Here is a 14168-nt window from a genome sequence, read left to right as displayed (position 1 = left end):
CAAATATGCCTGCATAATTATCAATTATCGGGTAAAAGATAGGCGTGTTTAACTACCGAGGACAATTTTCTTTCCGCAACCGATGAGAAGCAACAGCGCGGATAAGTTGTAAATATTATGGACAATATGTGCAAGTTCTGGCAAAACCGCTCTTCTCTCTTTTCTTCTGCTTATTCCTTTTCCGGTGAACAACACTGGCGTAACGCGCTTTAGTCCCGCTTCCTCAGATTAAATTCCTGTTTTTTTCTGGCAGCCTGTCCTCTTTTCGGACTGGCGCGTGATGACGTTATTGTGTGGAAGAAAAATCATGTTTTACTGGATGTTACTGGCACTGGCGATTGCTTTTGAAATCACCGGCACGCTTTTTATGAAATGGTCAAACGTTAACGATAATCAGCTGGGATATTTCCTGATGCTGGTGATGATCGCCCTCTCTTATATTTCCCTCTCTATTTCTATTAAAAAAATTGCGCTTGGCGTCGCTTATGCGATGTGGGAAGGCGTCGGTATTTTATTTATTACGCTGTTCAGCGTGCTGTTATTCGATGAGTCAGTCTCGGTATTTAAAATGGTGGGGCTGGTGACGCTGGTAGTCGGCATTGCTCTAATTAAATGTGGCACCCAGAGCAAGAGCAGGGGGCAGCATGCCAGAGTTTGAATGGATACATGCAGTCTGGCTGTGCGCAGCTACCGTGCTGGAAATTGTTGCCAATATATTTCTTAAACTTTCCAATGGGTTTAAACGTAAAACCTACGGCATCCTGTCATTACTGGCGGTACTGGCCGCCTTTAGTGCCCTGTCCCAGGCGGTAAAGGGCATTGAACTGTCTGTCGCCTATGCCTTGTGGGGCGGGTTTGGCCTTGTCGCCACTATCGCAGCGGGCTGGATACTGTTCGGGCAGCGCCTTAACTACAAAGGGTGGATCGGCGTGGTTCTGCTGCTGGTTGGCATGGTGCTGATTAAACTTGCCTGACCCCGGGTGCCGTGGCGAACAGCGACTCTCCGTGCCGGCCTGAAAGCGATTTATTCAATGCGAAACAGCCATCTACCCTGTAAAGTCTGAAGCAGTAATATCACCAATGCAGGGATCGCACCATGACTCAAAAAAAAGCTACGCTGATCGGACTTATCGCTATTCTGCTGTGGAGCACGATTGTCGGGCTGATACGCGGCGTCAGCGAAGGGCTTGGTGCGGTGGGTGGCGCAGCGATGATCTACACCCTCAGTTCACTGCTGTTATTGGTAACGGTAGGTTTTCCACAGGTTAAACGATTTCCCCGCGCCTATCTGCTGTTTGGCAGCCTGCTGTTTGTCAGCTACGAAGTCTGCCTGTCGCTGTCGCTGGGCTACGCCCGCAGCGCTACACAGGCCATTGAAGTTGGTATGGTGAACTATCTCTGGCCCAGTATGACCATTATTTTATCAGCGCTGGTAACACGGCAGCGATGCAGCCTGCTGATTGTTCCCGGGCTGGTGCTTTCGGTGGCCGGAATTTGCCAGGTTCTGGCGGGCGATCATCAGCTCTCTTACGCCGAAATCAGCAATAACCTCGCCTCTAATCCACTCAGCTACGGTCTGGCCTTTGGCGGGGCAATTATCTGGGCGATCTACTGCGTGGTTACCCGGCAAATCGCCCGGGGAAGTAACGGTATTACGCTGTTTTTTATGCTGACTGCTCTGGCGCTGTGGGTAAAGTATTTCTCAACTCCGCAGCCGGAAATGATAATTAACCTGCGGGTGCTGGTAAGTCTGGGGCTGGCAGCCATGGCGATGGGCTTTGGCTATGCCGCATGGAATACCGGGATCCTGCATGGCAACGTCACCATACTGGCAACCGCCTCCTACTTTATTCCGGTGATTTCCGCCCTGCTGGCGGCCTGTATCCTGCGCGCCAGCCTGTCGATCGGCTTCTGGCAAGGGGCCGCCATGGTCAGCCTGGGAGCGCTGCTGTGCTGGTGGTCAACGCGCGGTCAGAGACCAAATGCGGCTTAAGATCCCGGGCAACTGAGACTTCGCCGCTGTAAGAGAGCGTGGTGAAAAGTGCAGGAGTGGAGTTTGGGTCGGCTACCGGTAGTACATCGCAATGCGCTGACCGTTGACCTGCTCCACGGTCACGGGCAGATCGAAAATCTGCTCAATCACCTGGGGCACCATTACCTGCTCCGGCGTCCCGCGAAATACGACCTTGCCGTCCTTCATCGCCAGAATATAGTCGGAGTACGCCGAGGCAAAATTGATGTCGTGGATCACCAGGACAATCGACTTTTCTAACTGATCGGCGGCGCGTCTCAGCTGCTTCATCATCGCCACGCTATGTTTCATATCAAGGTTATTTAGCGGTTCGTCCAGCAGTACATACTGCGTATCCTGGCACAGCACCATCGCTACAAATGCACGCTGCCGCTGGCCTCCCGACAGCTCGTCCAGATAGCGATTACGCAGCGCGGACAGCTCAAGAAATGCCAGTGACTGCTCAATATGCTGGCGGTCGCGATCGTTGATCCGCCCTTTGCTGTAAGGATAGCGGCCAAAGCTCACCAGATCCCACACCGTCAGGCGGCTGGTAAAGTGGTTTTCCTGGCGCAGCACCGAGAGTACCGTTGCCAGTTTTTCACTGTTGGCGTCGCTGACGTCGAGCGCATCCACTTTAACCTCGCCGCTGTCTGCATTGAGCAGGCGGCTGATCACCGACAGCAGCGTCGATTTTCCTGCTCCGTTTGGCCCGATAATTGAAGTAATGCCTGATGACGGCAGCGTTTCGCAGATATCCTGCAATACCGGCTGATTACCATACTGTTTGCTGACGTGCTTAATTTCGATCACTTCGCGCCCTTCCTCAGCAGTAAATAGATGAACAAAATGCCGCCGCTAAACTCAATCACCACCGAAAGCGTTCCGGCCATATCCAGCAGTCGTTCCAGAATCAGCTGGCCGCCGACCAGCGTAATAATGCCGATCAGCACACAGCCGGGCAGCAGATGGGCGTGACGCCAGGATCCCATCAGCGGATAGGCGAGGTTAACAATCAGCAGCCCGAGGAACATCATCGGCCCCACCAGCGCGGTCGATACCGCCACCAGCAGCGAGATCAGCAGCAGTAAACCAGTAACATGACGCTGCCAGTGAATGCCGAGCGCGATAGCTCGATCCGGCCCCAGCGCCATCACGTCCAGTCGGTGGCGCAGCCGCCAGACCACCAGCGCCACCAGCATAATCACCAGCGCTGAAATAAGCAGCACATCTGCGTCGGCGCGGGTAAAGGTGGCGAAAATTCGACTTTGCAGCACGGCAAACTCACCTGGCTCCATCAGGCGCTGCATCAGTCCGGAGATACTGCGGAACAGCGTACCGCACACCAGCCCAATCAATAGCACCCGGTGCAGATCCAACCCGGCACCGCCCAGCAGCCAGCGGTAGAGCAGCGTGGCAAACATCACCAGCAGCGCACTTTCCGCAAGAAAACGCCCCACGCTGCCAAAAATACTCAGCCCGCCAACATCCAGCGCGAAAATCAGCAGCGTCTGCATCAGCACAAACAGTGACTCCAGCCCCATTACCGAGGGGGTCAGAATTCGGTTGCGCGTCAGGGTCTGAAACAGCAGCGTGCTGATGCCGGAAGCAAACCCTACCAGTACCATGGTGGCGAGGATCTGCCCGCGATGCCGCAGGATATAAGCGGTATTGCCGTTCAGGCCGATGGTCATAAATATCCCCATCAGCCCCACCAGTAGCGCAGCCAGCAACAGCAGGCGCTTTCCCGGGGACAGAGAGACAGAGGCGTCAGTGCGCATGGCGTTTCGACCTCACAATCAGTACCAGGAAGACGATCGCGCCCAGCACGCCAAGCAGCGCACTGACCGGAATTTCAAACGGGTGAATAATCAGACGGCCAATAACATCGCAGCCGATTACCAGTATCGCGCCAATTAACGCCACCCAGGGTACGGTTCGGCGCAGATTATCCCCCAGGGCCAGGCTGACAATATTGGGTACGATTAACCCGAGGAACGGCAGCACGCCCACCACCACAATCACCACGCCGCTGATCATCGCAATAATTGCCATCCCTATCAGCATCACGCGTCCGTAGTGCAGCCCGACATTAACCGAAAAGTCGCGTCCCATGCCCGCCACGGTAAAGCGGTCGGCAATCACAGCGGCCAGCAGCGTCATCGCGCCCACCAGCCACAACAGTTCGTAACGCCCCTGCATCACGCTGGAGAAGTCGCCGGACTCCCAGCCCCCCAGCGACTGGAGCAGGTCAAATTTCATGGCAAGGAAAGTGGTCACCGAGCTGAAAACCGCTCCCAGCATAATTCCGGCCAGCGGAACCATCAGGGAGGATTTCATACGAATACGCTGAATCAGCAGCATAAACAGCGCGGTTCCGCCCAGCGCAAACAGCGTGGCGACTCCCATTTTTAGCATGATTGGTGCGGCAGGGCTGACGATCATCACCAGCAGCAGTCCGAGGCTGGCAGACTGCGTGGTACCCACCACGGAAGGCTCAACAAAACGGTTTTGCGTCAGCATCTGCATAATCAGCCCCGCCACGCTCATTGCGCTGCCTGCCAGTAGCAGAGCTGCGGTGCGCGGAAAGCGACTCAGCATCAGAATCTCCCGCATTTCCGGATCTGACCACAGGCTGACCAGCGTAACGCGGCTGACGCCGACAAACAGGCTGCAAACAATCAGGCCCAGCAATAGTGCCAGGCCTGTAATAAAGGCAAAGGATTTCATTTACGGCTGAGTTTTCGCTTTATCCAGCACCTGCTTCACCTGGGTCATCAGATTACTGTAGCTCTGAATACCACCGGCAATGTAAAGCGAACCGGAATCGAGATATACCACCTGCTGTTTTTTCCAGGCATTGGTTTTACGCACCAGCGGGTTGTCCAGCACCTGCTGTGCAGAAGCCCCCTCTTTGCGGCCAATGGCGCTATCGCGATCCAGTACAAACAGCCAGTCCGGATTGGCTTCCATAATGAACTCAGGAGAGACCGCATTACCGTGCTTGCCTGTTTGCGGGAAGCTGGTAGCCGGTTTAAAGCCCAAAACATCATAGATAAAACCGAAGCGGGAGCCAGGTGAGTGGGCGCTAATTTTACCGCCGTTAATCATCAGCATCATGGCGCTTCCGGCGTGGGTCGATTCTTTACGCAGATCGGCAATCTGTGTATTAAACGCGGCGATGACTTCGCGGGCCTTATCCTGCTTATCGAAGATAGTGCCAAGCTGTTCGGTGCGTTCAGTCAGGCTCTGCACGAAGTGCTTTGGATCAAGGTCGAGAGAAATTGTTGGAGCAATTTCACTCAGCTTGCCATAGGCCTCGATAGCGCGGGCACCGGCGAGAATCAGGTCAGGTTTCGCATTGCTCAGGGCTTCATAATCAGGTTCAAACAGCGTGCCCGCATTGAAATACGCGGAGTCGTTGTACTTCGCCAGATGCGCCGGGTAATGCGCGCTCGTCTGCGGTACTCCGATTACCTTGACGCCCAGGGCATCGGCAATATCCAGCGTTGCCGGGCTGAGGATCACCACTCGCTGTGGGTTTTTCGGCACGGCAGTGGTGCCCTGCGCGTGAACGATCTCAAGCGTTGCGGCGTCTGCTGCCAGAGCCACGGGGGCAGAGAGCAGCATGATGGAAAAAAGCGTTGAAACCAAAGCCTGAGGGAAGCGCATTTTCTCTCCTGAGAATCAGATAAGTATTAAAAATGAGAATGATTCGCGTTAGATTTTGTTGCCGGATAATAACGACTACGTCTGCCAATGGGTAGCCACAACATGTCATTCTGCGCTCAAAAAAAAGCCAAAATTCATAACTTGCGGCAATTATGTAGATTGTGAAGAAATGATGAACGCCATAACCTGCTGTTATAGATGAAATAAAATCCGATCGTTTACTTTTATTGACAAAAGTGGCCAATTGTGGAGATTTTATGGATTCGTATTAATCACCATAGAAACGAGAACAATTATCGTTATCATGCACATTCTCTTACAACACCATACAGAATGAGATGATGCGATGAACAGGTACGGACACTTTCGACTACACCCTCTGGCGCTGTTATTGACGGCGACTATCGCCGGTACGGCAGTTGCCGCTGGCGACATTAACGCCGACGGCGAAGATGAAAACGTAATGATGGTTCAGAAAACGGCAGAGCAGGAGCTGAAGCAACAGCCAGGCGTGTCGGTCATCACCGCAGAGGATATCGCTAAGAATCCGCCAGTTAACGATTTGTCCGACATCATCCGTAAAATGCCCGGGGTCAACCTGACCGGTAACAGCGCCAACGGCAGCCGGGGCAATAACCGCCAGATTGATATTCGCGGTATGGGTCCGGAAAACACGCTGATCCTGATTGACGGCGTGCCGGTCAGTTCACGTAACTCAGTACGCTATAGCTGGAAAGGTGAACGTGACAGCCGTGGTGACAGCAACTGGGTACCTGCGGAGATGGTTGAACGGATTGAGGTTCTGCGTGGCCCGGCCGCTGCACGTTACGGATCCGGTGCCGCTGGCGGTGTGATTAACATCCATACCAAACGTCCGACCAAAGAGTGGCACGGCTCACTTTCGCTGTTTACTAACCAGCCGGAAGACAGTAAAGAAGGCGACACCAAGCGCACCAACTTCAGCCTGAGCGGCCCGCTGGCAGGCGATGCACTGACCATGCGCCTGTATGGCAACCTGAACAAAACAGACGCTGACGCCGCCGATATCAACCAGGCACAGAATGGCTCGTATGCCGCTGGCCGCGAAGGGGTGCGTAATAAAGATATTAATACGCTGATTTCATGGAAAATCACGCCCTCACAGATTATGGATTTCAGCTATGGCTACAGCCGCCAGGGCAATATCTACGCAGGGGATACGCAGTACAGTAACGGCAATATCAGTCCGGGCGGGCTGGTTGATTCGCTGTATGGTTCCGAAACTAATCGTCTGTATCGTCAATCTTACGGCATGACCCATAACGGCTTCTGGGACTGGGGCGACTCAAAACTTGCCTTCAATTACGAGAAAACCAATAACACGCGCCTGAAAGAGGGAGCGGGTGGTCGTGTAGAAGGAATGATTAACAGCGACGAATACAGCACCAGCCGCCTGCAAAACTATCGTGCCAGCGGAGAAGTTAACGTGCCGTTTGATCGCTGGATTGAACAAACCGTCACCCTTGGTGCCGAGTGGAATCATGAAAAACTCGACGATCCTGCCTCCATGTCAGCAACCGATGCCAGCGGTGAGACGATCGGTGATATATCGGGTAATCCGTCGGATCGTAATACGGAAAACAGCGCAACCACCGCAGCTGTCTATTTCGAAGACAATATCCAGCCATGGGAAGGCACTTTCCTGATCCCGGGGCTGCGCCTCGATCACCACAGTGAATTTGGTGCCAACTGGAGCCCCAGCTTAAACGTCTCCCAGGAACTGGGTGAGGGATTCAAGCTGAAAGCGGGTATTGCCCGGGTGTTTAAAGCGCCTAACCTCTATCAGTCCAGCGAAGGCTATCTGCTCAGTACCCGTGGCAACGGCTGCCCGACCACGGTTGCCACCGGTAGCTGCTATCTGATTGGTAACGATAATCTGGATGCAGAAGTCAGCGTTAACAAAGAGCTGGGGCTGGAGTTTGCCGCCGACGGATACGCAGCGGGCCTGACCTGGTTCCGCAACGACTACAAGAATAAAATCGTTTCCGGCACCGAATTGCTGGGTACGGCTTCGAATGGCTACAATATCCTGCAATGGGAGAACGGCGGCAAAGCGGTGGTGGAAGGGCTGGAAGCCAGTCTGACGCTGCCACTGGTTGAGGACGTGCTCGACTGGCGCACCAATGCCACCTATATGATTGAGTCAAAAAACAAGGAAACCGGTAACCCGCTGTCGATCATTCCAAAATACACCATTAACTCGATGCTGGATTATCAGATCACCGATAAGTTCTCCACCGAACTGAACTGGACGCTGTACGGTCGCCAGAAACCGCGTGAGTTCACTGAAAGCCGCCTTGAAGGAGACACCGGACTTTCCAGCAAAGAAATTGGCGCCTATTCCGTAGTCGGGCTGAACCTGAATTACACCCTCACCAGGAATCTGAGCCTGAAGGGTGGCGTCAGTAATCTGTTTGATAAACAGATTTATCGCGAGAACGACGGCGCATCCACCTATAACGAACCGGGCCGCGCCTATTACGCCGGAGTCACGATGTCGTTTTAAGGTATAAATGCTTTTTATAGCGTCAGGTGAAGCATAAAAATAAGGGCGTGAAGAGGATCACAGTTATATAAGAAATAATCCTGTTTATAGATATCTGCTTTTTAAACAGTGTTATTCACATTGTCAGGATTGTTACTGGATCTATCCAGGCAAAACCTGCTCGGGTATTCAGGGCTAAATAGTCGCTATTAATCGCGCTATAAGCCACGGATATCTGGGTGGGTTTTTTTTATTCCGAAACAGGATTTTTTCAATGTCATACAGGAGTTTTAATGATGAAAAAAAGGATGATGGCCGGGCTGGTCTTACTCGCAGCAACCACCACAACCGTTGCTGCTTATACCGCGCCGGTTCCGGCAGCGGATGACAGCATTACTGTCTACTTTGTGCGCCATGGTCAGACTCTGCTCAACTCCACAGAGCAGGTGCAGGGCTGGGTAGACAGCCCGCTGACACAACAGGGTATCACTATGGCGCGCGACGTTGGCGAAGGGTTGAAGAAGATTAAATTCGATAGTTTCTACTCCAGTGATGCCGGCCGCCAGCGTGAAACCCTGCGGGTTATTTTGCAGCAGGAAGGAGTAAAAAATTACCAGCCGCGTGAGCTGAAAGGCTTACGTGAAGTCTACTTTGGCTGTTTTGAAGGCTATCCGAACTCGGAGATGATAGCTGGTGCCGCGAAGTCACTGGGCCTGAAAGATGGCGCTGAGTTGTGGCGTCATATTAAAGCCGGTGCGCTTACCACGGATAAACAGATCGATGCGATTTCCAAAGCCGACCGCTGTGGCAAGGCGGAAACTTTTCAGCAGGTTAAAGCCCGCACCTCTGAGGCATTAAAAACGATGATCGATCAGGCGGAAGCTCAGGGGGATAAGACGGTGCTGGCTGTCTCTTCCGGCCTGGCCATTCAGACTATTATGGCTGGTTTAACCGATAACCCGGCAAGAAATAAGCCGCTGGAGAATGCTGCCGTAGTAAAAGTGGTTTATCACGACGGTCAGTACAGCGTGCCGGAAATAGGCAATATGCAGTATCTGAAGGACGGCAAAGCCGCTCTTGAAAAACAAGGCAAGGCTGCCAGCGCACCACGGAGTTAATTTAGCTGATAATTAATGCGGGCTAAAACGGCCCGCATACAGAGGAATTTTTCGCTTCCTGCTTGTTCCCTCCCCGCCCTATTTTGTTGATTTTGGACAAGGCTTCCCTCAGTTGCGATATATCCCAGGATGAGAATGAGTATTATCTCAAGATACCTCAAACGGGAATAACAATGATGATAGCTAATACACTCACCCGATTTAACCAGATGTTCTCACACCCCGACGCGGCCAAATTATTGCTGCGGCTGACGGTCGGTGGCCTGATGCTTTTCCATGGCTGGCATAAGCTTCATGCCGGGGTTGGCGGAATTCAGGGAATGCTGGTCGCCCACGGGCTGCCGGCTTTTATCGGCTACGGCGTACTGCTGGGTGAAGTAGTGGCACCGCTGCTGCTGATCTTCGGGATCCTCTGCCGCCTGTCTGCCCTGACCGTTATCGGCACGATGGTGGTTGCCTGGCTGCTGGCCGATCTCGGGAATACCTTCAGTCTGACGCCGGTTGGTGCCTGGGCTCTTGAGGAGATCGCCCTGTATGCGCTGGCCTCGGCGGCGATCCTGTTGCAGGGCTGCGGTAAATATTCAGTGTTAAAGAACAGCGCCTGGCGTTAACCTGCCCCGGCAACCATAACGCACCTGCCCCGGTGCGTTTTTTTTATCTGCACCTCCTCCCACTTCTCTGCCACCGGCTTTTATGGTCCTACCACTTTTGAATAAATCGCCACTCCGGCCACAGAAAACCAAAAAACAAACAACATTCATTGTATTTGGCTAACAAAATATTAACTATCTGCAACAAGCACCCCCGAATAGCTGAATTGGTAGGACCATAATCAGCAGGGGGCACATCATGACCGCCTCTGGAGAATCCTGTATGCAACCCTGGCAACAAGTGTACGATCCGCTGGGCAATATCTGGCTATCCAGCCTGATCGCCGCCATTCCGATTCTGTTTTTCTTTTTCGCGCTGATTAAGCTGAAGCTGAAAGGCTACCTCGCCGCCACTATCACCGTGGTGCTGGCACTGATGGTAGCGCTGTTTCTCTACCGGATGCCGCTCGATCGCGCACTGGCCTCAATGGCGTATGGATTCTTCTACGGACTCTGGCCGATAGCATGGATTATTATCGCCGCCGTGTTCGTCTATAAAATTTCGGTGAAAACCGGGCAGTTCGATATTATTCGTGCCTCAATTTTGTCGATCACTCCCGACCAGCGCTTACAGATGCTGATTGTAGGCTTCTCATTTGGTGCCTTTCTGGAAGGAGCCGCCGGGTTTGGTGCGCCAGTGGCAATTACTGCGGCACTGCTGGTCGGACTGGGCTTTAATCCGCTCTATGCGGCGGGCCTGTGCCTGATCGTGAATACCGCTCCGGTAGCTTTTGGGGCGATGGGGATCCCGATTATTGTTGCCGGGCAGGTGACCGGGCTGGACAGCTTTCAGATCGGGCAGATGGTCGGCCGCCAGCTGCCGTTCCTGACGATTATTGTCCTGTTCTGGATTATGGCTATCATGGATGGCTGGCGCGGTATCAAGGAGACCTGGCCTGCGGTCATGGTCGCTGGCGGTTCATTCGCGCTTGCCCAGTTTCTCAGCTCCAACTTCCTCGGCCCGGAGCTGCCGGACATTATCTCGTCTCTGGTTTCACTGGTATGTCTGACGCTCTTTCTGCGCGTATGGAAGCCGGTGCGAATCTTCCGCTTTAAGCCTGCGGATAACAGCGTTGAGCAGCCGCTGGTGGTGGAAAAATATCGCACCGGACAGATAATTCGCGCGTGGATGCCGTTCCTGTTTCTGACCGCCACCGTCACCCTGTGGAGCATTCCCCCATTTAAAGCCCTTTTCAGCCCCGGCGGAGCGTTGTATAACTTGGTGATGAGCATTCCCATCCCGTTTCTTGATAAGCTGGTGGCGAAAATGCCCCCGGTTGTCACTGTTATCACGCCTTATGCGGCGGTATTCAAATTCGATTGGTTGTCTGCCACCGGCACCGCCATTATCGTTGCAGCGCTGATCTCCATCGTTTACCTGAAGATGAAACCTGCTGATGCGCTGTCTACTTTCCGCAGTACGCTGAAAGAGCTGGCGCTACCTATCTACTCAATCGGCATGGTGCTGGCCTTCGCCTTTATCTCTAATTACTCCGGGCTGTCGGCGACGCTGGCGCTGGCGCTGGCTCATACCGGCCATGCATTTACCTTCTTCTCGCCGTTCCTTGGCTGGCTGGGGGTGTTCCTCACCGGTTCTGATACCTCATCTAACGCACTGTTTGCTGCCTTGCAGGCCACCACGGCGCAGCAGATTGGGGTTTCCGATCTGTTGCTGGTCGCCGCCAATACCACGGGCGGCGTCACCGGGAAGATGATCTCCCCACAGTCGATCGCCATTGCCTGTGCGGCGGTGGGGCTGGTGGGTAAAGAGTCCGATCTGTTCCGCTTTACCGTAAAACACAGCCTGATCTTCACCTGCATGGTCGGCGTCATCACCACGCTTCAGGCCTACGTACTGACATGGATGATCCCATGAATTCCGGCCAGCTGGTGGAGCGCATCCGCACGTTGATCAGCCTCCGACAGCTGGAGCCTGGTACACGCCTGCCAGCCGAACGTAAGCTGGCTGAAGAGCTGGAAGTATCACGTTCGTCACTGCGTGAAGCGCTGCAAAAGCTGGTCGGCGAAGGGATACTGTTCAGCCGTCACGGCGGTGGCTATTACCTGTGTGAAGCGCCGCCGCCCTGGTCAGAACAGCGTATTGTCCAGCCCCTGAAAACACTGGTGGCGACTGACCCGGACTACCGTAATGACATCCTTGAAGCACGCCACGCTATTGAGGCCAGTACCGCCTGGTATGCGGCGCTGCGGGCCACCGATGCCGATCGTGAAAAGCTGCAAAGCTGTTTCGACGCCATCCAACAGCAGGAGAGCCTGTCGCCGGAGATGGCGACACAGGCTGACGTGCGCTTTCATCTGGCGATTGCCGAAGCCTCGCATAATGTGGTGCTGCTACAGACCATGCGCGGCTTCTTCGATCTGCTGCAATCCTCCGTGGCGCACAGTCGCCAGCGGATGTACACCGTGCCGACCATTTTTGCCCGCTTAACCGAGCAGCATGAAGAGCTGCTGCTGGCGATCCTCGCCGGCGATCCGCAGCGGGCCAGCTGTGCGGCAAGGGATCATATGGGTTTTGTTCTGACCACCCTCAAAACCCTGCACGAGAATGAAGCCCGGCAGCAGCGCAGCACCCGTCTGCCGGATGAAGATACCGATATCACAAGGGAAGAAAATCGATGATTATTTCAGCCGGAACCGACTACCGCGCCGCGGCCAAACGCATCCTGCCACCGTTCCTGTTTCACTACATTGACGGCGGAGCCTACGCAGAGCACACCCTGCGGCGTAATGTGGAAGATCTGGCACAGATCGCTTTAAAGCAGCGCGTGCTGAACGATATGTCCGATCTCACTCTGCACACCACGCTGTTTAAAGAAACGCTGTCGATGCCGGTGGCGCTTGGCCCGGTAGGGCTGTGTGGAATGTACGCCCGCCGTGGTGAAGTGCAGGCGGCTAAAGCGGCAGCGGCAAAGGGGATACCGTTTACCCTTTCTACGGTATCGGTATGTCCGATTGAAGAGGTTGCCCCGGCCATCTCCCGCCCGATGTGGTTCCAGCTTTACGTGCTCAAAGATCGCGGTTTTATGCGTAATGCGCTGGAACGCGCCAAAGCGGCAGGCTGTTCAACGCTGGTATTTACCGTTGATATGCCGACTCCGGGCGCTCGCTACCGTGACGCCCACTCAGGTATGAGCGGCCCCAATGCAGCCCTGCGCCGCTATGCTCAGGCCGTCCTCCACCCGCAGTGGGCCTGGGATGTCGGGCTGAACGGCAGGCCCCATGACCTGGGTAATATCTCCGCCTATCTCGGGAAACCGACCGGGCTGGAGGATTATATCGGCTGGCTGGCCAAAAACTTCGATCCTTCCATCTCATGGAGCGATCTGGAGTGGATCCGCGAGTTCTGGGATGGCCCGATGATCATTAAAGGTATTCTCGATCCCGATGACGCCCGTGATGCGGTACGTTTCGGTGCCGACGGTATTATCGTATCCAATCACGGCGGCCGCCAGCTGGACGGCGTGCTGTCGACAGCTCGTGCGCTGCCAGCCATTGCCGATGCGGTAAAAGGCGAGATTGCCATTCTGGCGGATAGCGGCATCCGTAACGGGTTAGACGTAGTGCGAATGATTGCGCTGGGTGCGGATACCGTCCTGTTAGGGCGGGCTTATCTCTATGCGCTGGCAACCGCAGGCCAGGCCGGAGTGGAGAATCTGCTGACGCTGATCGAGAAAGAGATGCGGGTAGCAATGACGCTGACCGGAATGAAATCTATAGCGGATATTTCGCGTAATGCGTTAGTAGAAAACGGACTGGGATAATAAACCGGGCCTGCCTCAGGATTTGGCTTAAGTAACGCCAAAGCCGGTATTCAGGCCCAATCAACGCCCTTTCCTGCTGCATTGACAATGGCGAGGTGTACCTCGCCATTACGGGAAGAATTCAATCAGGAGCAAAACAGATCGGACGTTTCTGCTATCGCAGTCTGAAGGGAAGACCTGTACGCAGATTGTCGGCATGGGGCAAAACCTCACTCAGCTCTTCGCTTAAAACTCAGAATGCCCCGGATTTCCCGGCAGCGATCGCGCCGATCGCAGCGCCTGCTGATCCCCTCTCATACCACATCGATCTGCCCGTCAGGCCCGGATAAATTTCAGATAAACGGATATTTAATACCGTCTTTATCTTTGCTGATAATAAGTATTAAGGTAATGTTTGCGCTTTACAGGGCC

14 protein-coding genes are annotated in these 14168 nt (G+C 54.1%); 10 read left to right on the top strand and 4 right to left on the bottom strand.

Features of this window, described 5'->3' with window-relative positions; all coding sequences use genetic code 11:
* The first annotated feature begins 117 nt into the window (after window positions 1–117).
* The 4 genes from GN242_RS22000 to yddG all read left to right on the top strand — a co-directional run bounded on the left by GN242_RS22000 (window position 118) and on the right by yddG (window position 1993).
* A complete protein-coding gene (locus GN242_RS22000; protein ID WP_508610856.1) occupies window positions 118–213 on the top strand; it encodes a protein YdgV in 96 nt (31 codons plus the stop codon).
* Window positions 214–307: 94 nt separating this feature from the next.
* Window positions 308–658: a multidrug/spermidine efflux SMR transporter subunit MdtJ gene (gene mdtJ / locus GN242_RS03380; protein ID WP_154752955.1), complete on the top strand. Its 351-nt coding sequence runs from the start codon at window positions 308–310 to the stop codon at window positions 656–658.
* Window positions 645–974: a multidrug/spermidine efflux SMR transporter subunit MdtI gene (gene mdtI, locus GN242_RS03375; protein WP_154752956.1), complete on the top strand. Its 330-nt coding sequence runs from the start codon at window positions 645–647 to the stop codon at window positions 972–974. The genes mdtJ and mdtI overlap by 14 nt, the downstream gene beginning before the upstream one ends.
* Window positions 975–1096: 122 nt before the next feature.
* Window positions 1097–1993 carry an aromatic amino acid DMT transporter YddG gene (gene yddG, locus GN242_RS03370; protein ID WP_154752957.1) on the top strand — a complete coding sequence of 299 codons (897 nt, stop codon included), beginning with the start codon at window positions 1097–1099 and terminating at the stop codon, window positions 1991–1993.
* 72 nt (window positions 1994–2065) lie between these two features.
* Here yddG and GN242_RS03365 read toward each other — a convergent pair whose 3' ends face one another.
* From GN242_RS03365 to GN242_RS03350, 4 genes are read right to left on the bottom strand one after another with little or no spacing between them, the layout of a single operon-like run.
* Complete coding sequence (locus GN242_RS03365) at window positions 2066–2824, bottom strand: iron ABC transporter ATP-binding protein (RefSeq protein WP_156286912.1); 759 nt, start codon at window positions 2822–2824, stop codon at window positions 2066–2068.
* Window positions 2821–3792 (bottom strand): iron chelate uptake ABC transporter family permease subunit, encoded by a 972-nt coding sequence (locus GN242_RS03360; protein ID WP_154752958.1) that lies wholly within the window; start codon window positions 3790–3792, stop codon window positions 2821–2823. The genes GN242_RS03365 and GN242_RS03360 overlap by 4 nt, the downstream gene beginning before the upstream one ends.
* A complete protein-coding gene (locus GN242_RS03355; protein WP_156286911.1) occupies window positions 3782–4741 on the bottom strand; it encodes an ABC transporter permease in 960 nt (319 codons plus the stop codon). The genes GN242_RS03360 and GN242_RS03355 overlap by 11 nt, the downstream gene beginning before the upstream one ends.
* Window positions 4742–5683 carry a siderophore ABC transporter substrate-binding protein gene (locus GN242_RS03350; RefSeq protein ID WP_156286910.1) on the bottom strand — a complete coding sequence of 314 codons (942 nt, stop codon included), beginning with the start codon at window positions 5681–5683 and terminating at the stop codon, window positions 4742–4744.
* Between the two features lie 346 nt (window positions 5684–6029).
* Between GN242_RS03350 and GN242_RS03345 the strand changes: the two genes are divergently transcribed.
* The 6 genes from GN242_RS03345 (at window position 6030) to lldD (ending at window position 13757) form a co-directional block, all read left to right on the top strand.
* Complete coding sequence (locus GN242_RS03345; protein WP_156286909.1) at window positions 6030–8228, top strand: TonB-dependent siderophore receptor; 2199 nt, start codon at window positions 6030–6032, stop codon at window positions 8226–8228.
* Window positions 8229–8503: 275 nt separating this feature from the next.
* Entirely contained in the window at window positions 8504–9325 is an 822-nt protein-coding gene (locus GN242_RS03340; RefSeq protein ID WP_156288174.1) for a histidine phosphatase family protein, read from the top strand.
* Window positions 9326–9501: 176 nt separating this feature from the next.
* Window positions 9502–9936 carry a DoxX family protein gene (locus GN242_RS03335; RefSeq protein ID WP_154753196.1) on the top strand — a complete coding sequence of 145 codons (435 nt, stop codon included), beginning with the start codon at window positions 9502–9504 and terminating at the stop codon, window positions 9934–9936.
* Between the two features lie 262 nt (window positions 9937–10198).
* Complete coding sequence (lldP, locus tag GN242_RS03330; protein WP_154753197.1) at window positions 10199–11851, top strand: L-lactate permease; 1653 nt, start codon at window positions 10199–10201, stop codon at window positions 11849–11851.
* A complete protein-coding gene (gene lldR, locus GN242_RS03325) occupies window positions 11848–12615 on the top strand; it encodes a transcriptional regulator LldR (protein ID WP_154752962.1) in 768 nt (255 codons plus the stop codon). Before lldP ends, lldR begins: the two co-directional genes overlap by 4 nt.
* Entirely contained in the window at window positions 12612–13757 is a 1146-nt protein-coding gene (lldD, locus tag GN242_RS03320) for an FMN-dependent L-lactate dehydrogenase LldD (protein WP_154752963.1), read from the top strand. The genes lldR and lldD overlap by 4 nt, the downstream gene beginning before the upstream one ends.
* The last annotated feature ends 411 nt before the right edge of the window (window positions 13758–14168 follow it).

Origin of the sequence: Erwinia sorbitola (genome assembly GCF_009738185.1) — a bacterium.
GTDB lineage: Bacteria > Pseudomonadota > Gammaproteobacteria > Enterobacterales > Enterobacteriaceae > Erwinia > Erwinia sorbitola.
Note: the sequence above shows the minus strand (reverse complement) of the source record. Positions and strands in the feature narration are given on the sequence as shown.

Coding starts and splice junctions, on each gene's coding strand:
- GN242_RS22000 (WP_508610856.1), top strand. CDS start 118: ATGGACAATATGTGCAAGTTCTGGCAAAACCGCTCTTCTCTCTTTTCT.
- mdtJ (WP_154752955.1), top strand. CDS start 308: ATGTTTTACTGGATGTTACTGGCACTGGCGATTGCTTTTGAAATCACC.
- mdtI (WP_154752956.1), top strand. CDS start 645: ATGCCAGAGTTTGAATGGATACATGCAGTCTGGCTGTGCGCAGCTACC.
- yddG (WP_154752957.1), top strand. CDS start 1,097: ATGACTCAAAAAAAAGCTACGCTGATCGGACTTATCGCTATTCTGCTG.
- GN242_RS03360 (WP_154752958.1), bottom strand. CDS start 3,792: ATGCGCACTGACGCCTCTGTCTCTCTGTCCCCGGGAAAGCGCCTGCTG.
- GN242_RS03355 (WP_156286911.1), bottom strand. CDS start 4,741: ATGAAATCCTTTGCCTTTATTACAGGCCTGGCACTATTGCTGGGCCTG.
- GN242_RS03350 (WP_156286910.1), bottom strand. CDS start 5,683: ATGCGCTTCCCTCAGGCTTTGGTTTCAACGCTTTTTTCCATCATGCTG.
- GN242_RS03345 (WP_156286909.1), top strand. CDS start 6,030: ATGAACAGGTACGGACACTTTCGACTACACCCTCTGGCGCTGTTATTG.
- GN242_RS03340 (WP_156288174.1), top strand. CDS start 8,504: ATGAAAAAAAGGATGATGGCCGGGCTGGTCTTACTCGCAGCAACCACC.
- GN242_RS03335 (WP_154753196.1), top strand. CDS start 9,502: ATGATAGCTAATACACTCACCCGATTTAACCAGATGTTCTCACACCCC.
- lldP (WP_154753197.1), top strand. CDS start 10,199: ATGCAACCCTGGCAACAAGTGTACGATCCGCTGGGCAATATCTGGCTA.
- lldR (WP_154752962.1), top strand. CDS start 11,848: ATGAATTCCGGCCAGCTGGTGGAGCGCATCCGCACGTTGATCAGCCTC.
- lldD (WP_154752963.1), top strand. CDS start 12,612: ATGATTATTTCAGCCGGAACCGACTACCGCGCCGCGGCCAAACGCATC.